The organism is Streptomyces sp. NPDC025651, assembly GCF_055558735.1.
The window spans coordinates 301,673-319,480 of the sequence record NZ_JBVHLZ010000006.1 but is presented as its reverse complement, the minus strand read 5'-3'; the positions used below and the strand labels follow the sequence as shown (position 1 = coordinate 319,480).

Annotated in this window: 18 protein-coding genes; 10 read left to right on the top strand and 8 right to left on the bottom strand. The window is 73.7% G+C overall.

Features of this window, described 5'->3' with window-relative positions; genetic code table 11:
• Positions 1 to 18 precede the first annotated feature (18 nt).
• On the bottom strand, positions 19 to 1,194 hold the full coding sequence (locus ACZ4D5_RS23060; RefSeq protein WP_467774265.1) for an ROK family transcriptional regulator: 1,176 nt from the start codon (positions 1,192 to 1,194) through the stop codon (positions 19 to 21).
• 88 nt (positions 1,195 to 1,282) lie between these two features.
• On the opposite strand from ACZ4D5_RS23060, the gene ACZ4D5_RS23055 reads away from it, so the two are divergent.
• Together ACZ4D5_RS23055 and ACZ4D5_RS23050 are read left to right on the top strand one after the other, a co-directional pair.
• On the top strand, positions 1,283 to 2,671 hold the full coding sequence (locus tag ACZ4D5_RS23055; protein ID WP_467774264.1) for a YbiU family protein: 1,389 nt from the start codon (positions 1,283 to 1,285) through the stop codon (positions 2,669 to 2,671).
• 89 nt (positions 2,672 to 2,760) lie between these two features.
• On the top strand, positions 2,761 to 3,726 hold the full coding sequence (locus ACZ4D5_RS23050; RefSeq protein WP_467774263.1) for an aminoglycoside phosphotransferase family protein: 966 nt from the start codon (positions 2,761 to 2,763) through the stop codon (positions 3,724 to 3,726).
• A gap of 218 nt (positions 3,727 to 3,944) precedes the next feature.
• On the opposite strand, the gene ACZ4D5_RS23045 is transcribed toward ACZ4D5_RS23050, so the two are convergent.
• A complete protein-coding gene (locus tag ACZ4D5_RS23045; RefSeq protein WP_467774262.1) occupies positions 3,945 to 5,183 on the bottom strand; it encodes a helix-turn-helix transcriptional regulator in 1,239 nt (412 codons plus the stop codon).
• Positions 5,184 to 5,187: 4 nt separating this feature from the next.
• Here ACZ4D5_RS23045 and ACZ4D5_RS23040 point away from each other — a divergent pair, with 4 nt between their 5' ends.
• Positions 5,188 to 5,310, top strand: a complete 123-nt coding sequence (locus ACZ4D5_RS23040) for a hypothetical protein (protein ID WP_467774261.1) — start codon at positions 5,188 to 5,190, stop codon at positions 5,308 to 5,310.
• Here the strand turns inward: ACZ4D5_RS23040 and ACZ4D5_RS23035 are convergent.
• The 3 genes from ACZ4D5_RS23035 to ACZ4D5_RS23025 all read right to left on the bottom strand — a co-directional run bounded on the left by ACZ4D5_RS23035 (position 5,297) and on the right by ACZ4D5_RS23025 (position 7,515).
• Positions 5,297 to 6,217, bottom strand: a complete 921-nt coding sequence (locus tag ACZ4D5_RS23035; protein ID WP_467774260.1) for an NADP-dependent oxidoreductase — start codon at positions 6,215 to 6,217, stop codon at positions 5,297 to 5,299. The genes ACZ4D5_RS23040 and ACZ4D5_RS23035 overlap by 14 nt on opposite strands.
• Before the next feature lie 93 nt (positions 6,218 to 6,310).
• Positions 6,311 to 6,847: a zinc-binding dehydrogenase gene (locus ACZ4D5_RS23030; RefSeq protein WP_467774259.1), complete on the bottom strand. Its 537-nt coding sequence runs from the start codon at positions 6,845 to 6,847 to the stop codon at positions 6,311 to 6,313.
• A 47-nt stretch (positions 6,848 to 6,894) separates the two neighbouring features.
• Positions 6,895 to 7,515: an NADPH-dependent FMN reductase gene (locus ACZ4D5_RS23025; RefSeq protein WP_467774258.1), complete on the bottom strand. Its 621-nt coding sequence runs from the start codon at positions 7,513 to 7,515 to the stop codon at positions 6,895 to 6,897.
• 181 nt (positions 7,516 to 7,696) lie between these two features.
• Here ACZ4D5_RS23025 and ACZ4D5_RS23020 point away from each other — a divergent pair, with 181 nt between their 5' ends.
• Positions 7,697 to 9,130, top strand: a complete 1,434-nt coding sequence (locus ACZ4D5_RS23020) for an MFS transporter (protein ID WP_467774257.1) — start codon at positions 7,697 to 7,699, stop codon at positions 9,128 to 9,130.
• A gap of 133 nt (positions 9,131 to 9,263) precedes the next feature.
• The gene (locus ACZ4D5_RS23015; protein WP_467774256.1) at positions 9,264 to 10,130 is read left to right on the top strand and encodes an ABC transporter substrate-binding protein; all 867 of its coding nucleotides are present in this window, start codon (positions 9,264 to 9,266) and stop codon (positions 10,128 to 10,130) included.
• A gap of 252 nt (positions 10,131 to 10,382) precedes the next feature.
• Here the strand turns inward: ACZ4D5_RS23015 and ACZ4D5_RS23010 are convergent, their stop codons facing one another.
• From ACZ4D5_RS23010 to ACZ4D5_RS23000, 3 genes are all read right to left on the bottom strand, one after another.
• Positions 10,383 to 11,705 carry an LCP family protein gene (locus ACZ4D5_RS23010; RefSeq protein WP_467774255.1) on the bottom strand — a complete coding sequence of 441 codons (1,323 nt, stop codon included), beginning with the start codon at positions 11,703 to 11,705 and terminating at the stop codon, positions 10,383 to 10,385.
• A 198-nt stretch (positions 11,706 to 11,903) separates the two neighbouring features.
• Entirely contained in the window at positions 11,904 to 12,320 is a 417-nt protein-coding gene (locus tag ACZ4D5_RS23005; protein ID WP_467774254.1) for a PPOX class F420-dependent oxidoreductase, read from the bottom strand.
• 84 nt (positions 12,321 to 12,404) lie between these two features.
• Entirely contained in the window at positions 12,405 to 13,163 is a 759-nt protein-coding gene (locus ACZ4D5_RS23000) for a MerR family transcriptional regulator (RefSeq protein ID WP_467774253.1), read from the bottom strand.
• Between the two features lie 283 nt (positions 13,164 to 13,446).
• On the opposite strand from ACZ4D5_RS23000, the gene ACZ4D5_RS22995 reads away from it, so the two are divergent.
• The 5 genes from ACZ4D5_RS22995 to ACZ4D5_RS22975 are packed head-to-tail and all read left to right on the top strand — an operon-like array spanning position 13,447 to position 17,695.
• Positions 13,447 to 15,036 (top strand): sensor histidine kinase, encoded by a 1,590-nt coding sequence (locus tag ACZ4D5_RS22995; RefSeq protein ID WP_467774252.1) that lies wholly within the window; start codon positions 13,447 to 13,449, stop codon positions 15,034 to 15,036.
• Positions 15,033 to 15,443 carry a roadblock/LC7 domain-containing protein gene (locus ACZ4D5_RS22990; protein ID WP_362324313.1) on the top strand — a complete coding sequence of 137 codons (411 nt, stop codon included), beginning with the start codon at positions 15,033 to 15,035 and terminating at the stop codon, positions 15,441 to 15,443. Before ACZ4D5_RS22995 ends, ACZ4D5_RS22990 begins: the two co-directional genes overlap by 4 nt.
• On the top strand, positions 15,440 to 15,823 hold the full coding sequence (locus tag ACZ4D5_RS22985) for a DUF742 domain-containing protein (RefSeq protein ID WP_467774251.1): 384 nt from the start codon (positions 15,440 to 15,442) through the stop codon (positions 15,821 to 15,823). Before ACZ4D5_RS22990 ends, ACZ4D5_RS22985 begins: the two co-directional genes overlap by 4 nt.
• Positions 15,804 to 16,421 carry a GTP-binding protein gene (locus tag ACZ4D5_RS22980; protein ID WP_467774250.1) on the top strand — a complete coding sequence of 206 codons (618 nt, stop codon included), beginning with the start codon at positions 15,804 to 15,806 and terminating at the stop codon, positions 16,419 to 16,421. Before ACZ4D5_RS22985 ends, ACZ4D5_RS22980 begins: the two co-directional genes overlap by 20 nt.
• Positions 16,418 to 17,695 (top strand): cytochrome P450, encoded by a 1,278-nt coding sequence (locus ACZ4D5_RS22975; RefSeq protein WP_467774249.1) that lies wholly within the window; start codon positions 16,418 to 16,420, stop codon positions 17,693 to 17,695. Before ACZ4D5_RS22980 ends, ACZ4D5_RS22975 begins: the two co-directional genes overlap by 4 nt.
• Positions 17,696 to 17,808 lie beyond the last annotated feature (113 nt).

Sequence of the window (17,808 nt, the reverse complement as noted above, 5' to 3'; positions counted from 1 at the left end):
GCTGATCACCGTCTCGGGCTAGGACGCGAGGACCCCGGCGCGCCCCGCCTCCACGGCGGCGAGGAGCGCGCCCCGGAGCCCGGGTGAGTCGGTGATGGTGCCGTGCTCGATGCGGACGGGGACGAAGGCCGCGCCCGCGACGGTCGCGCGGATCGGTTCCAGGAGCTCGGGGAGGCGGCCCAACGGGCCGCCCAGAAGCACCAGTTCGGGATCGACGACGGTGCAGGCGGCGGCCAGGGCCTGGCCGAGGGCGTTGGCCAGGGAGTCGACGGCCGCGCGGGCCGCCGTGTCGCCGGACGCGGCACGGGAGAGGTGCTCGGTGACGGCGCCGACGTCCAGCGCCGGGCTGCCGGGGCGGCCGAAGCCCTGGCGGGCCAGGGAGTTGGAGAGGAAGAGCGGGGGGTTGGTGCCCGCCGTGTTGAGGTACCCGATCTCGCCCGCCAGGCCGTGCGCGCCGCGGATCAGCCGGTCGCCGACGTAGAGGCTGAGGCCGAGTCCCGCGCCGATGTAGGCGTACAGGAAGCTGTGCGCATCGGCCGCCGCCCCCGCACGCCGCTCGGCGAGGGCGGCGAAGTTGACGTCGTTGTCCACCAGGCAGGGAGCCGGGGCGATTTCGGCGAGGACGGCGCGCGGGTCGAGGGTGTTCTCGGGGAACGGCGAGTCCGGCAGTGCGATGACGGTGCGGGTCTGCGGGGCCACCGGGTTCGCCACGGACACGGCGAGGGCGCGTAGGGCGCCGTCGCCTGCGCGGTCCCGGAGCGCCTCCGCGACCGCCGTGCGCAGCGCGTCGGCGAGCGCTTCGGTGCCCTCGGCCGCCGGCGTGGTCAGCCGTGCCGTGCCGCGCGGGGCACCGGCGAGGTCCGCGGAGAGGGTGCGGACGCCGTGCTGATTGACCTCGACGGCCAGGACGTGCCCCGCGTCGGGCGCGAGCGTGTAGTACGTGGCCACCCGGCCGCGGCGCCCCGTCTCGTTGCTGCCGCTCGCGCGCAGGACGCCCGCGGACTCCAGGCGGCGCACCGACTCGGAGATCGTCGGCTTGGAGATGCCGGTGGTCTCCGCGAGGGCGGCACGGGTGACGCGGCCCTGGTCGAAGACCTGATCGAGGACCGTGCGGTCGGTCATCTCGCGGAGCAGCGCGAGGCGCGGCAGCGGCTTGTCGCCGGGGCGGGCGGCGGCTTCGACGGCGTCGGTCAACGGGGTCCCCAGGGGGTTGCGGCGAGGGCTTCGGCAGCGTATCAATGGTTCTAGTAAGGGCTCCTTATTAAAAGTTGGAGGCACGCACATGGCACCCACGACCGAGGCGGGGACGGCGTCCGCGGTGACACCGGGGACGGAGTCCGCGGCCACGCCCAGGACGGAGTCCGCGGCCACGCCCAGGACGGAGTCCGCGGCCACGCCCGGGGCGAGTCGCGGCGTGCCCGCGCCCACCAAGGCGACCTCTCCGGTGCCCGCCGACGTCCCGGCCGCCATCGCCGCCACCAAGCGCGAACTGCGCGCCAGGATCGGCGACCCGGCCGCGGCCCTCGCCGAGGTCGAGGCCGCGATGCGCGCCGAGGTCGCCTCCGTCGTCGCCGACCGAGAGGCGGGCCGTGAGGTCTTCCCGGTGGTGCGCTTCGAGGACGTCGCGGCCGGGACAGTGCCCGCCGAGACCGTCGAGGCCGTGCGCCGACGGGGCTGCGCCGTCGTCAAGGGCACCTTCCCGCGGGCCCGCGCCGAGGCCTGGGACGCCGAACTCGCCGCCTACCTGGACGACAACGGCTTCGCGCGCACTTACCGCGGCCCCGCCGACGACGTCTTCGCGGGACTCTCCTCCGGCACGCCGCAGATCTACCCCGTCTACTGGTCCAGGCCGCAGATGCAGGCCCGCCAGGACGAGAACATGAGCGCGGTGCGCTCCTTCCTCAACTCCTTCTGGAAGCACGAGTCCGAGGGGCGGATCTGGTTCGACCCCGACCGTGACACCGGCTACCCCGACCGCATCCGGCGCCGCGAGCCCGGATCCGCCTCGCTCGGCCTGTCCGCGCACACCGACTCCGGCTCCGTCGAGCGCTGGCTGCTCCCCGCCTACCAGCGGGTCTTCCGGCACGTCTTCGACGGCGACTGGAGTGCGTACGACCCCTGGGACGGCGCCCACCGCACGGACGTCGACGAGTTCCCCTCGACGGTCATGTGCTCGGCCTTCCGTACGTTCCAGGGCTGGACCGCGCTGTCCGAGATGCGGCCCACCGACGGCGTCCTGCACGTCGTGCCCATCCCCTCGGCGATGGCGTACATGCTGCTGCGCGCCCTGCAGGACGACGTCGCCGACGACGATCTGTGCGGCGCGGTCAACGGCCAGGCGCTGCCGGTCACCGAGGAGTACCACTCGGTCCTGCTGCCCGCGCTGACCGCGATCCCCGCGGTGGAGCCCGGCGACACCGTGTGGTGGCACGGCGACCTCATCCACTCCGTGGCCGACGGCAGCAATCCGGAGCGCTGGGGCAACGTCATGTACATCCCGGTGAGCCCGCACTGCGAGAAGAACGCCGCGTACGCCCGCGAGTGCGGCGAGCGCTTCCTGGCGGGCGCGAGCCCGAGCGACTTCGCCCGCGAGGACTACGAGGCGTCGTGGGCCGGGCGTGCGCGGCTGGAGGACCTCGACGCGAGGGGGCGGGCGCAACTCGGGCTCTGAGTACCGGCAACTCCGGCTCCGGGCACGAGTAACTCGGGAGGTCCGTAATCCCGTTGCCGGGGCGGGGGTTCCGGCGCGATGATCGCCGAATGGTTTCGACCTCCGCCGCTGGCGACCCCAGCGCACCCGGCAGCCGTGCGGACGCCGAGAGCCGGAGCGGCCCCGACGGCCGTGCCGGGATCGACGCCGCTCTGGTCAGGCGCCTGCTCGCCGCGCAGTTCCCGCACTGGAGCGAGCTGTCCGTGACGCCGGTGGAGGTCGACGGCTGGGACAACCGGACCTACCGCCTGGGCGACGACAAGACGGTCCGGCTCCCCACCGCCGCCGGGTACGTCCCTGCCGTGGCCAAGGAGAACGACTGGCTGCCGCGCCTCGCGCCCTCGCTGCCCGTCGCGGTCCCGCCGGTCCTCGCGAAGGGCGAGCCGGGGGAGGGGTACCCCTATCCGTGGTCCGTGCGCGGCTGGCTGGCGGGAGAGACGGCCTTGCGGGGGCACATCGACGACATGGCGCAGTTCGCGGTGTCGGTGGCCGGGTTCCTCCACGCGCTGCAGCGCTGCGACACGGAGGGCGGCCCGCTCGCCGGCGAGCACAGCTGGTACCGGGGAACGTCTCCGGCGTACTACGACGACGAGACCCGTCGCTGTCTGGCCGCACTCGACGGGCGCGTCGACACCGGGCGGGCGGCGGCCGTGTGGGACGCCGCGCTGGCCGCCGCATGGGACGGCACTCCGGTGTGGTTCCACGGCGACATCGCGCCCGGCAACCTGCTGGTCGAGGGCGGCAAGCTCACGGCGGTCATCGACTTCGGCACCTCGGGCGTCGGCGACCCGGCCTGCGATCTGGTGGCCACGTGGGGGATGTTCGACGGCGAGAGCCGCGAGGCGTTCCGCCGGGCGGTCGACCAGGACGCGGGCACCTGGGCGCGCGCCCGGGGCTGGGCCCTGTGGAAGGCGCTGCTCGTCCTGTCCGAGCACATCGACACGGACGAGGAGAGGGCGGAGGCCAACCGCCGCGTCGTCGACGCCGTCCTGGCGGACCACGACCGCTTCAACTGAGCCCCGGCCGGTCGTCCCCGGTGAGCCTCGCCGCCAAGTGCCCCTGCCCCAGGGACACGTCCACGTCGGTGCCGCGTGCGGCCGCGTCGGCGAAGGCGGCGGGATCCGAGTCGTGCAGAGGAACACGAAGTGCAGGGTGAAGGGGGTCGTCCAGCGCCTGGGGGTCGGCGGCCGGAGTGCGACGGAAGCGGAACGCGCCTGGACGGGGAGCTCCTCGCTCAGGCGGGCAACTCCTCGCTCAGGCGCGCCAGTTCACCCCGCGAGGCCACGCCCGGCTTCGGATAGGCGTTGTAGAGGTGGTAGCCCACCGTGCGCGGGCTCAGGAACAGCTGGGCGCCGATGTCGCGGTTGGTCAGGCCCGTCGACGCCATCGGATCGGGCAGGCCCGCGATGCGGTCGGCGAACGTCTGCTGCACGCGCGCGTGCCCGCTGATCGGCGCCGCGTCGTGGGCCAGTCCCTCCCGCTGCGCCACGGGCAGTTCACGCAGTTCCAGAGGGTTGCCCGCCGCCTCGTCGAGGATCTGCACGCGCGCGTGCTGCGGCAGATCGGCGGCGTGCTCGGCGAGCAACTCCCGCGCCGCCGCCTCGGACAGCGCGGCGACGCGCAACTCGTCCAGGCCCGGCGCGGGGAACTGCGGCGCGTAGGTGTCACGGGCGGCGAACAGCATCACGACACCCTCGGCGTCGAGCCGCCGCGCGGCAAAGAGCAGCGCCTCGGCGGACGCCTTGTCGAGCCAGTGCGCGTCGTCGATGACGCACAACAGCGGCTGCTCCTCGGCGAGATCGGCGAGGAGCGTGAGCAGGCCGAGCCCGATCAGGAACCGGTCACTGCCGTGGGGTTCACCGGTGGTGCTGGGGGTGCTGGGGGAGCGCACCAGGCTTGTGGAGTCAGCCGGGCCGGGGGAGACCGTCGAGCCTGCCGAGCCGGTCGAGTTCGTTGAGCCCGTGGAACTCTTGGCGACCGCCGAGCTCATGGAACCGGTCGAGCTCGCCGAACCGCTCGAACCGGTCCAGCTGCTGGCGCCCGCCGAGTCGACGGAGCCCGCGTCGCCGTTCGGGACCGCCGAGCTGATTGAGCCCGTGGAGTCAGTCCGAACCGCCGAGCTGATTGAGCCTACGGAGTCAGCCCGAACCGCCGTACCCACCCCGTCCGTCAGCCCCAGCGCACCCCCGAGCGCCCGTGCCTGTCGCGCCGGCAGGTCGACGATGCGGTTCGATGCTCGGCCGAGCAGCAGGTGCAGGCCGGCGAAGGGGAGTTCGCTCTCCGATTCGGTGCCGGTGGCCCGCAGTACCCGTAGGCCCTTGGCGCGCGCCCGTTCGACCGCGTGCGCGAGGAGCTCGGACTTGCCGATGCCCGCCTCGCCGCGCACGACGAGCGCCGCGCTGCGGCCCTCCCCGGCCCCCGCGAACACCCGGTCGATGACGCCGAGTTCGTCTTCCCTCCCGTACAACCCCATGGTCATGACCCTACGTGCAGCCGAACACCTGCTCGCGCACGAGCCCATGTACGAACCCGGGCACGAGCCCAGGCACCCCCTCGACGTGATCTGCGGCGCCGCCCAAGAGCCGGTCAGTCCACCCTGAGGACCACTTTGCCGCGGCCGTGGCGGGTGGCCACCAGGCGGTGCGCGTCGGCCGCGCGCTCCAGCGGGAACGTCGCGCGCAGATGCACGTCCAGCGCCCCCTTCTCATACAGCGCGGTGAGTTCGGCGAGGCGGGCCGCGGACCGGGTGCCGCCCCAGTCGGGCAGGCCGAGCCGGGCCGCCTCCTCTGTGGCGACCATCGTGACGACACGGCTGCGGTCCCCGGTCACGGCCACGGCGGCGCGCAGCCCCTCCGGGCCCGCCGCGTCGAGCGCCGCGTCGACGCCGTCCGGCGCGACGGCCCGGATCCGGTCGACGAGCCCCTCGCCGTACGTCACGGGGATCGCCCCGAGCGCCCGCAGGTGGTCGTGGTTCGCCTCGCTCGCCGTGCCGATGACGGTCGTGGCACCCCAGGCCCGCGCCAGCTGTACGGAGAGTGTGCCGAGCGCACCGGCCGCGGCGCCGATCAGGACGGTGTCCCCGGGCCCCACGCGCAGCTGGGAGAGCGCCAGATGGGCGCCCTGGCCGTTGCCCGAGAACCCGCCCGCGACCGTCCACGGCATCGCGGTGGGCTTGTGCACCAGCTGCTCGGCGGGGGCCGCGACGTACTGCGCGTACCCGCCGAGCAGCGAGTACCCGAGCACCTCGTCGCCCGGCGCGAAGTCGGCGACCCGCACGCCGATCCGCTCCACGACACCCGCGAACTCGTTGCCGGGCACGACGGGGAACCCCGGCTCGGCCCCCGGCGGCACCCAGCCCTCCCGCACCCCCAGGTCGAAGGGCTGCACCCCGGCGGCCCTGACCCGCACCAGCACCTCGCCCGGCCCCGGCTCGGGGACGTCGAGCTCCGTCGGCCGCAGCACCTCGGGCGGACCGTAGGCGGACAGCGCGGCGGCGATCATCTTCATGACGACTCCTTCGTACGTTGCGACGGGTGACGCCAGGCGGGGCCACGGGGTTGAGGGTCCGGCCCCCGCCGACCCCCGCCGACCGTCGCGGGATCAGGGGATCAGGACGACCTTGCCGACCGTCCCGCGGCTCTGCAGGGCCCGGTGCGCCGCGGCCGCGTCCCGCAGCGGGAAGCGTGTCACCGCGGGCACCAGACGCCCCGCCGCCGCCTCCGCGATGGCCCGGTCCTGCGCGCCCCGCAGCCCGCCGGGCACCCGGAGCAGGCGCGGCCCGAGCGCGACGGTCACCTGGAGCATCCGGTCGTACAGGTCCTGCGCGGTCAGCTCCGTGATCGTGCCCGCGGACCAGCCGAAGAGCAGCAACCGCCCGCCGGACCCGATCAGTTCGAGCGCCGCGCGCCCCGGCGCGCCGCCCACGCCGTCGAGCGCCACCGTGACCTCGCGACCGTGCAGGGCGTCCCGCACGAGCTCGGGCCACTTGGGATCGTCGTAGTCGACCGCGACGTCCGCGCCCAGGGCCCGCACCCGCTCGACCTTCTCCGTGCCGCCCGCGGCACCCACCACCGTCGCCCCGGCGTTCTTGGCGGCCTGCACGAGGAGCGTGCCGACGCCACCCGCGGCGGCCGTCATGGTGGTCAACTCCTGTGAGAGGAAGGGGATCGCGGCGGTGGGCGGACTCAGGCCGCGTAGGGGCGGACGGCCTTGCCGTCGCGCAGCGTGTGGCCCCACCAGGCGAGCTGGTCGAGCATCGTCTTGGCGGCCGCCGTGGGGCCGGACGGGTCGGACAGGGCGCCGGACGCGTCGAAGCGGTCCCACGCGTCGTGGAAGCTGACCGTGTCGCGCACCGTCACCGCGTGCAGCTCGGCGAAGACCTGCCGCAACTGCTCGACGGCGCGCAGGCCGCCCGCCATCCCGCCGTAGCTGACGAAGCCCACCGGCTTGGCGCGCCACTCGGCGTAGTGCCAGTCGATCGCGGTCTTCAGGCTGGCGGGAAAGCTGTGGTTGTACTCGGGCGTGATGACGACGAACGCCTCGGCGGCGTCGATGCGCGGGGTGATCCGGGCGACTTCCGGGCCGGGTTGCCCGGTCAGGCCGTCCGGCAGACGCGCGTCGGCCAGGTCGATCACGTCGACGTCCAGGTCGGCGCGCTGCGTGGCCTGCGCGGTGAACCAGTCGGCGACGGTCGGCGCGAAGCGGCCCTCCCGGGTGCTCGCCACGATGACGGCCACCTTCAGGGGCTCGTCCGCACGGCTCCCGGCGACCCGCTCGCCGACGGTCGTGTCCTTGGCGTTGCTCATGTCTGCCTCCTCGGCTCGGTGTTGGCTTCCGATACCGACGAAGCTACGAACGCCTGCCCCGTCTCCGCCTCTGTCGCGCGACCGGGTTCGGTACCTGCGCAGGGACTAGGCCGACCGGTGGAGGACACCCCAGTCGTCCGACAGAGGCGGTGACGGGTGCCCCCTCCGTACCGTCGCCCTCATGACGAACACAGCCGCAACCAAGCGTCCCGAGCAGGCAATCGACACCCCGCGTTGGGGCCCCGTCGTCGTGATGGCGCTCGCCATGCTGATGGTCACCCTGGAGATGAGCCTGTCCGCGGTCACGTTGCCGTCCATCGGGCAGGAGCTGGACGTGGGGAGCGGCGCGGCGAAGTGGGTGATCCTCGCCTACGCCCTGCCCACCGCCGCGCTCGCGATCCCCGCGGGGCGTTGGGTGGACCGCGCCGACATCCGGCTCGTCTTCCTGGGCGCGGTCACCGCCGTCGGTCTGACCAGCGTCCTCGCGGCCCTCGCGCCCACCTTCTGGGTCCTGTTGGTGGCGAGGGTCCTGCAGGGCGCGACGGGCGCGATGGTCGTCGCCGTCTACATCCCGGTGGTCGCGTCGAGCGTCCCCACGCGGCTGCGCGGCCGGGCCCTCGGGTACGTCGCCACGATCATGCCGCTCGGCTCGATGGCCGGATCCTCGCTCGGCGGCTTCGTCGCCGACGCGTACGGCTGGCGGCCGGTGTTCCTCGTCAAGATCCCGGTGCTGCTCGTGGTGGTGTGGCTCGGCGCGCGGATGCTGCCGCGCGGCCGTGGCGGGCTGCCGCTGCCCGACCGCACCCTGCTGGCCGATGTGCTGGTGCTCGGCGGCGCGGTCACCGCGCTGCTGCTCGCCTTCGACCGGGTCGAGAACGGCTCGGCGTACGTGGCCGGAGCCCTCGCCGTCGCCGCGGTCGGGCTCGCGGTGGTGTGGACGCGGCTGCGCTCCTCGAAGCCGATCGTCGCGCTCGTCCGGCGGCCCGCGTTCGGACTGCCGCTGCTCTCCCTGCAGTTGACGGGCACGTTCATCGGGCTCTCGCTCTTCCTGCTGCCGTTCTTCGTCGCGGACGTGCTGCACGCGGGGGCCGAGATGATGGGCCTCGCCATGATGTTCTTCGTGGGCGGCGTCGCCGTCGGCTCGCCGCTCAGCGGACGATTGACGGACCGTCACCCGCCGCACCGCATCGCCGCGCTCGGCGGCGCCCTCACCCTGGCCGGGCTGCTCTCCACCCTGACCCTGGACGGGCGGGCGGGCCTCGCGGACCTGGCCTGGCGGCTCGCGCTCATCGGCTTCGGGCAGGGCGTGTTCGGCGCCCCCAACAACACGGCGATGCTGGCCGCCACCCCGGCGGACATGATCGGCACGGGCGGTGGCGTGGGGGCGACGGTGCGCACCCTGGCGTTCACGGTCGGCCCCGCGGTGGCGTCGCTCGCGTACGGCCTCGGCGGGGGAGGGGCCAAGGGCTTCCGCACCGGCGTGGTGGTCCTCGCGGTGCTGCAGGTCGGCGGGCTCCTCGCGATGCTCGGCGGGCGTCTGGTGGCGCGGGGCACGCAGGCGCCGACCGGGGGGAAGCCGCAGGTCCAGGCGGCGGGGCGGCCGACGCGGGTCTGAGGCCGCACAGGGTGTCCGCCCCGGTGTCCCGGGGCGGACACCCTCGTGTAGTCCGGTGCGGACGAGGGCAGGTAGCACCGGGACGGCCACGGCAGGGCAGGCCGCGGCGCGGCGGCGGGAGGAGTCGGAGATCATGGCACAAGACACGGACAGGGACTGGGAGTTCACCGACGACCGGGGGCACCTGGTGAGGGCCGCGCACCGCCCGTCGCGCGTGGTCGCCTACGTGCCGACCGCCGCGGCGCTGCACGACCACGGCATACGCCCCGCCGGTGTCTTCGGCTCCGCGCACGACGACCCGGCCGTGCCCGACCCGGCGAAGTCGGGCGGCCTGCCCCTGGAGGACCTCGCCTACTTCGGCGCCGGATCGGCCCTCGACCTGGACGCCCTCCTCGCCGCGCGGCCCGACCTCGTCGTCGCGCTCACCTACGGCGGCGGGCAGGTCTACGGCATCGATTCGGAGGCCGCCAAGCATCTGGAGCAGCAGCTCCCGCTCGTGGTGCTCGACGTCGGCGGCGGCCGCGACCTCGCGGGGATCAGGGACCGTCTCACCGCTCTCGCGCACAGCCTCGGCGCCACCGCGCGGCTCGCGGCGGACGCCGGACTCGCCGCGGCGGAGCGCCGGTTGGCCGAAGCCGCCACCGGTACCGCACGCTCCCGCGTGCTCGCCCTCTCGCCTGCGGGGCCCGACTCCGTCCACCTGGCCCGGCCGTACGCGTGGCCGGACCTCGCCGCGCTCGCCGGGCTCGGCGTGGGCCTCGTGGACCCCGCGCCGGGGCAGGGCGCCAACTGGTCCACGACGACCTGGGAAGAGGCGGCGGCGCTGGAGCCCGACCTCGTCCTCACGGACGTGCGGTCCAACGCCTCCGCGCTGGGCGACGCCCTGGGGCAGGGCGTCACGACCCTGCCCTGGAACCCCGAGCTGCCGCCCAGCGCACGCCAACACACGCTGTTCTACGCCGTGTTGGCGGAAGCGCTGGAGGAGGCGCAGGGCGGCTGAGCCCGAGTCCTCACCCTCCGGTTCCGGGCCCCTCTGGTTCCGGGCCCCTCCGGTCCCGGGCCCCCGTCCCGGGCCCCTCATCCCAGCTCCCTCCCGCCTCAACTCCCTCCCGCCCCGGCTCCCTCCCGCCCCGGCTCCCTCCCGCCCCGGGTCCCTCCCGCCCCGGGCCCTCCATCCCAGCTCCCTCCCGTCCCGGGCCCCCATCCCAGTTCCCCCCATCCCGGGCCCCCTCACCCGGGGATCACCCGGGAATCACCCGCAGCGCAGCCGGTCCCCGGACACGGGCGCGCCCTCCACGCTGCTCCGGTCGTACGTCACGGCCTGCACCCGCTGCTTCGCGGCGCCCACGCTGACGTGGAAGACCGGGCCGTGTCCGGCGACGGCGCGCAGCTTCGCGCCGGGCAGCGCGGCCGCCAGGGTGTCGACGTACCGGGCCTGGAGCGGGTCGTAGGTGATGACGGTCGGGCCCGCGGTCCGGGCACCGGTCCGCGCGACGGCCGACACGTCGAAGCCGTTGGCACGCAGACCCTCGGCGGTCGCGGTGTCGTCGATCCGCACGCGTACGGTCTCCGGGCGCATGTCCACCGGGACGGCGTCCGCCGCGCGGCGGACGACCAGCGGCCGGTCCTCGCGCACCGCGTCGAACAGTGCCTTGGCGCGCGGCGCGTCCCACAGCAGGGTCGATCCCCAGTCCGGCACCCGGTGGTCGAAGTCGGACATCGGGACGGTCGCGAACTCGGTGTGCGCCAGGTCGAGCCCGTTCAGGGAACGGCCCAGGTCGTAGAGCGTCCGCCAGCTCGTGTGCTCGTCCGTGCGCAGGGTCTTCGCCAGCGCGTAGGCGGTGCGGGCCGTGGCCGCCGGGTTCGAGAAGGCGCCCGCTTCGGAGAGCCGGCCCAGCATGCCGAGGAGGAGGCGCTGCTGGCGGCGGACCCGGCCGAGGTCGCCGGGCGGGGAGAGCTTGCGGGCCCGCACGTAGCGCAGCGCCCGCGCACCGTTGATGGCGTGCGTGCCCGGGGCCAGCTTCAGGCCGGAGTTGAGGTCCCTGAGCGGGGTGTCGGTGCAGACCTCGGCGCCGCCGAGCCGGTCCACGGCCTCGACGAAGCCGAGGAAGTCGGCCTCCAGGTAGTGGTCGACGCGGACGCCCGTGGCCCGTTCGACCGTGCGCACCGCGAGGTCCGCGCCGCCCTCCGCGAAGGCACCGTTGATCTTGCCGCTGTGCGCGGGGTGGCCGTGCTCGGCGAACGGCACGTACGAGTCGCGGGGGATGGACACGACGCTGACCCGTCGCCCGCCGGGGGCGATGTGGACCAGCATCATCACGTCGGTGCAGTCGCACTCCTTGCCGCCGACGTGCAGCCGCTGGATGTCCCGTCGCGTCATGCCGGTGCGGCGGTCGAGGCCGACGACGAGGAGATTGGTCCCCCGGGCACGGGCCTGGTCCGGGGCCCGGTCCCGGTCCCGGACATGGCCCGGGGCGGCGGAGGGGGCCGCGGGTGGTGACGGCGCCGCGGAGACCAGTGACGCGGTGAGCAGGGCGGTGAGGGCGAGACGGCGCAGGACACGGCTCGACGGCAAAGGACGCCTCCAGAGGTGTGGGGAGATCCGTTGCCGCAGGCTAGGCCGCCGCCCGGCCGATTCCCCGCGTTGACGTCGCGCGTTCGGCCGCGCGGGTGGGCGGTCGCTGCCCGTCCCGGGGGATTCGTCCGCTCCGGAGGGACGGCCCGCCCCGGCCGTCCACGCGCCGCACACCGTCCTGTGCCGTCCGGCGGCCGGTCAGTCGGCGATGCCCCCGAAGGCGATGGCGCGGTCGATGCGGGCCCGTACCAGGTACTCGCCTGGCACGGAGTTCCGCTTCCCGTACGCCTGCGCCTGCTCGGCCCCCATGTAGCGGCCGCCGATCCGCGTCGCCCAGTCGCGCAGGACGTCGGGGTCGTCGGTGAAGTCGGCGGTGCACTCCAACATCACGTACGAGAAGGGCGGTTGCTGGTCGTCCACGCAGAGGGAGAAACGGGGCTCGCGGCGCAGCGCCTTGTACTTGAGGGACTCGTGCCAGGTGGTGAACACCAGGACGTCCTCGTCGAGCAGGAACCACACCGGCGTGACGTGCGGCCGCCCGTCGGCACGATTCGTCGCCAGTTTCCCCGTCCGTGTCCCCTCCAGGACGAAGGACCGCCACTCGCTCTCGCTCATGGACCGCATGTTCCGCTCCTCTCGTGACCGGCCGCGTCAACGGCCCGTGGAGCGTACACGGATCTCCGCCGGGAACCCCCGGTTTCACGGCCGGGCGTGACCTTCGGCCCCGTACCGTCCCAGGTAGCCCTGCAGATGGGCCGCGCCCTCCAGCATGGCCCGCGCCCGCTGGTCCAGCGAGGCTCCGCGCTGTTCCAGGGCGGAACGGAGCGCGCCGACGCCACCGCTGCGGCGCAGGTCGTCGAGGACCGGACGGATCTGCGGCAGGAGGTAGTGGCTCTGCCGGAGCATCTGGACGATGCGCGCGTCGCGGACGTCGGCGGGGAGGTAGGAGCGGTAGTGCGTGACCGGGTCGCGCGACGGGGTCAGGAGCCCGGCCGCCTCCCAGACGCGCAGCGCCGAGGTGCGCACGCCCAGATGGGCGGCCACCTCTCCGATGCGCAGACGCGAACGGGGCGGGGCCGGAGCGTCGTCCCCCTCCTCCGCGAGCGCCGCCAGCGCTTCGCCCGTCGTCCGCAAGGAGCCGCGCTGCTCGTGCAGCGCGGCGTGCCCGGCGTCGACCAGGGCGAGCGCACGCGGCACGTCTCCCGCGTGCACGGCGCGCATGATCTGCTGGGCCGCGGCGGGGCCGTGGCCGCGGACCAGGGCGCGGTAGGTGAGCAGGGCCTGCCGGTGCCCGGCGTCGAACCTGCGGTACCCGGCGGGGGAGCGCGGGGCGGGCGGCAGGATCCCGGCGTCGGCGTAGTTGCGGATCTGCTGGGTCGACACGCCGGCCGCACGCGCCAGGTCGACCGGGCGGAGCGGCCCGGATCCCGTTTCCTCCAGCGCGTCCTGACGGTTCATCGGCGACCTCTTCCGCGGCGCTGTTCCGCCACCGGTCACGAAGGTTACCCGCGGAAGCGGTCGCTCGCCGAAAGAGTGGATGATCTTGACGGAAAAGATAGCTACTGCCACGTACTGGGTAACGGACCGGGTTGATCCACATCCCCCTCAACCCTATAAGCTCCCTGGTGGCGCGCCGTGTTGACGTGATCGCGATCCGTCGCACCCTGCTGTGCTGCCGTCCCCGGGCGGCCTTGAGTCAGTGGTTGTCCCCATGTTCGTTCGCGTTGGTTTGAGGATGCAGATGGAACTTGCCACTCCGCCACCGGCGGCGGCCCGAGAGCCAAGGGCCTGGCACGCCTGGTGGCTGTTGCCGCTCGGCTTAGGCGCGGGCACTGTCGTCGGCGCCGTGGGCGGGCCCGAAGAGGCCCGAATATCCCTGGTGCTCGCGGGACTTGGCGCCACCGCGGCGGCCACCTTCTGCGTACGGATCCTGTTGCGCACGAGAAGCGAGCTGCGCCGCCTGGCCGACCAGGTCCAGGCCGACCGGGTCAGCCACTCGCGGCAGTGGCAGCACCACGTGGCCTCCCTCGAGCACAAGTACGCGACCGAGCGCGCCTCTTTGGAGCACGAGTACGCGGCCGAACGCGCCGCCCTGGAAGCCCGCCTGACCGAGGAGGTCACGGCCTGGCAGTGGCGCGTGGACCGGCAGCAGGAACTGCTCGCCCGCCTCGGCGACGACTTCCTCCCCACCGGCCTGAAGGGCCTGCGCTCAGGCGAGGCCATCGACGACGTCCTGCCGCCGCTCGCCCAGGAGACCGACGTGTCCCCCGAGTTCCGGCAGGAGGTCCGCAAGGTCCTGCGGACCGGACTGATCGCGGTCGAGGAGGAGTTCAACCGCAGCACCGCCGCCGAACAGGCCGTCATCAGCATCGGCAGCCGACTGCACGTCCTCACCGGCAAGATCCGTGGCCGACTCCACGAGATGCAGGGCGAGCACGGCCGTTCCCCCGCCGTCGCCCAGGGCCTGATGGAGCTGGACCAGGCGATCGGCCCCGCCGACTGCCTCGCCGCCAGCATCGGCGTCCTCGGCGGCACCGACCGGCCGGGACGGCAGTGGCAGGAACCGCAGCGCCTGCTCAGCGTGGTCCGCGGCGGCATCGGCCGCATCAAGGACTTCGACCGCGTGCAGGTGCGCCACCTGCCCGAACTGGGCGTGGACGGCGGCCTGGTGGACCACCTCACGCTGATCTTCGCCCACCTCCTGGACAACGCGGCCCGCTACTCGCCGCCCACCGAGCCCGTGATCGTGTCGGGCAAGGAGGTGCCCAACGGCGTGGGCATCGAGATCCAGGACGCGGGCAAGGGCCTGAGCGAGGAGAAGAAGCAGCAGGCGCTCGACTCCCTCGAAGGCGTCGCCGCGGGCCCCGGCCTCGGCGGCCTCTCGGAGGACGCCCACCTCGGCCTGCGCGTCGTGGGAACTCTCGGCCGCAAGTACGGGATCCGGGTCACCTTCGCGGACTCCCCCTGGCTCGGCACCTCCGTCGTCGTGGTCGTCCCGCACAAGTACTTCAGCCAGCTCCCGGCCACCGCGGCCCCGGCCCAGCCCTCGGTCCCCGCCCCCCGGGCCGAGACGGACGCCGTACCGCTCCCCGCCGAGGCACCGGCCCCCGAGGCCGTCGCCGCGCCCGAGGCGGACACCACCCCCGGTGGTCTGCCGAAGCGGCGCAGGAGCAAGCCGCGCGCCGACGCGCAGGACGCGGCCGGCACCCCGGCGGCGGCCCCGGCCCCGTCCGTCGTGCCGCCGGACACGTCCTTCACCGGCCTGGCGGCCTTCGCCACCGCCGGAAGAGAGACCGATGAGCCCCGGACCGAAGAGAGCGACCAGCGATGACGCAGCACGAGACCGACGTGAGCTGGGCGCTCCGTGACCTGACCGAGTCCATCCAGGAGATCCGCTTCGCCCTGGTGGCGTCCAGCGACGGCAAGGCCATCACGTCGTACGGGGCGGACGACCCCGACGACGTGGACCGGTTCGCCGCCGTGGTCGCGGGCCTGCAGGCGCTCGCCCAGCCGGTCGCCGCGCAGTTCCCCAAGTACGGCGGGCAGTTGCGCCTCGCGATGATCGAGGTCGACGGCGGGCACCTCTTCGTGGTGCGGGCGGGTGTGGAGACCTACCTCGGAGTCCTCGCCAAGGAAGGGCTCGACCAGGGGCTGCTCGGCCACCAGATGAGAGACCTGGCCCGGCGGATGGGTGAGCTGCTCGGCACCACTCCGCGCCGGGAGGAGCAGCCTGGATGAGTGGCCCCCACCGGCCCACGGACCCGTCCGGTCTGGAGCGCTACTACGTCCTCACGGGCGGGCGCAGCGGACCGGGCGGGCCCGCCGCCGGGCTCGACGTGGCGACGCTCGTCATCACCTGTGACTCCCGCACGGCGCCCGTCCCGGGCATGCAGCACGAGCACGAGGAGATCGTGCGCTGGTGCCGCGACCCGCTGTCGGTGGCCGAGCTGGGCGCCCATCTCGGACTGCCGTTCAACATTCTCGCGGTGCTGGTGACCGACCTGCTGGAAGCGGGCCGGGTGGAGGCCCGTGACCCCATCCCGGCTTCTTCCCCCTCCGGCCGCGGGCCGGACCTCGAGCTCCTTGAGGAGGTTCTCAGTGGACTTCAAAGGCTTTGACCGACCCGACCAGCCGTCGACCGGCGCACTGGCCGCCGAAAGCCGCTCGGTCAAAGTGATGATCGCCGGAGGCTTCGGCACCGGAAAGACGACCATGGTCCGCTCGGTGAGCGACATCAAACCGCTCACCACCGAGGAGACGCTGACCCAGGCCAGCATCGACGTCGACCACCTGATCGGTGTCGCGGACAAACAGGAGACCACGGTCAGCCTGGACTTCGGCCGGATCGGGCTGAACGAGCAGCTGGTCCTCTACCTGTTCGGCACCCCCGGACAGGAACGCTTCTGGTTCCTGTGGAACGGGCTGTTCAAGGGCGCCCTCGGCGCGGTCGTCCTCGTCGACACCCGCCGCCTGGCCTCCAGCTTCCGCGCCATCGAGGAGATGGAGCGGCAGAACGTCCCCTTCGTCATCGCCCTGAACGTCTTCCCCGACTCCAAGGAGCACCCGGTCGAGGAGATACGCGAGGCCCTGGACATCCCGCCGAGTACCCCGATCGTCGCCTGCGACGCCCGTGACAAGGCGTCGAGCCGCGATGTGCTCATCGCCCTGATCCGCCACCTCAAGGAACGCTCCACCGCCGCCTTGGAGTCCCGATGAACGCCCCGACCCCGCCCGGCCCGCAGGGCGACGCCATCGAAGCCGCGGGCGGCTGCCCGGTACGGCACGGCGCGACGGACGCCCCGACCCGGCTGTACGGCGCGCAGGCGTCGAGCGACGCGCAGGGAATCTACGCGCGTCTGCGCGAGAAGCACGGCCCGGTGGCGCCCGTCCTGCTGGAAGGCGACGTGCCCGCCTGGCTGGTCCTCGGCTACCGGGAGAACCGACGTGTCCTGGAGAACCCCCGCCAGTTCGCCCGTGACTCACGGATCTGGCGGGACTGGAAGGAAGGGCGGATCGAGGAGTCGTCCCCGCTCGTCCCGATGCTGGCCTGGCGCCCCGACTGCGTGTCCCAGGACGGCGAGCCGCACCGGCGGCTGCGCGCGGCGGTCACCGACAATCTGCAGGCCGCGGCGGGCCGGGGCATCAGACGGCACATCACGCACTTCGCGAACAAGCAGATCGACGCGTTCGCGGCGGAGGGCGGCGCCGACCTGGTGGCCCAGTACGCCGAGCACCTGCCGATGCTCGTCCTCACCCGGCTCTTCGGCCTGGCCGAGGGCGAAGGGCGCCAACTGGCCCTGTCCTGCGCCCAGGTGATCAAGGGCGGCGAGGACGCGGTCGCGCACAACGACCGCATCATGAAGATCCTCGACGAGCTGGCGGAGCGCAAACGCGCCGAGCCCGGCTCGGACTTCACGACCGGCCTGCTGCACCACCACGCCGATCTGGACGACGAGGAGATCCTCAGCCATCTGCGCCTGGTCCTGATCACCGCGCACACCACCACCAGCAACCTGCTGGCCCGCGTCCTCCAGCTGGTGCTCACGCACCCCTCCCACATGGCCGGTCTGGTCAGCGGGCAGCTGAACATCTCGGCGGTGGTGGAGGAGGTCATGTGGAACACCCCGCCCCTCGCGGTGTGTCCCGGCCGCTTCGCCACGGCCGACCTGGAGCTCGGCGGCCAGCAGGTGAAGGCCGGCGACCTGCTCGTGCTCGGCCTCGCCGCGGGCAACGTGGACCCGGAGGTCCGCCCCGACGCCACGGCGGACCTGCACGGCAACAAGGCGCACCTCGCCTTCAGCGGCGGGGCGCACGAGTGCCCGGGGCAGGGCATCGGCCAGGCCATCATCGAGACGGCCGTCGACGTGCTGCTGCACCGCCTGCACGGGCTGCGCCTGGCCGTCGCGCCGGACGAGCTCAGCTCCACGGCCTCCACCTGGGAGACCCGACTGGACCGGCTGCCGGTCCGGTTCACGCCCCAGGCGGTCTGAGACCCCGTCGACCGGAGGGTGGCAGAGATCCGTCGGACAGACGGATGGCACGACCCGTCGGCCGGACCGCTCACCCGCGGTCCGGCCGACGCGGCGTTCGCGGCCGGTGGTCC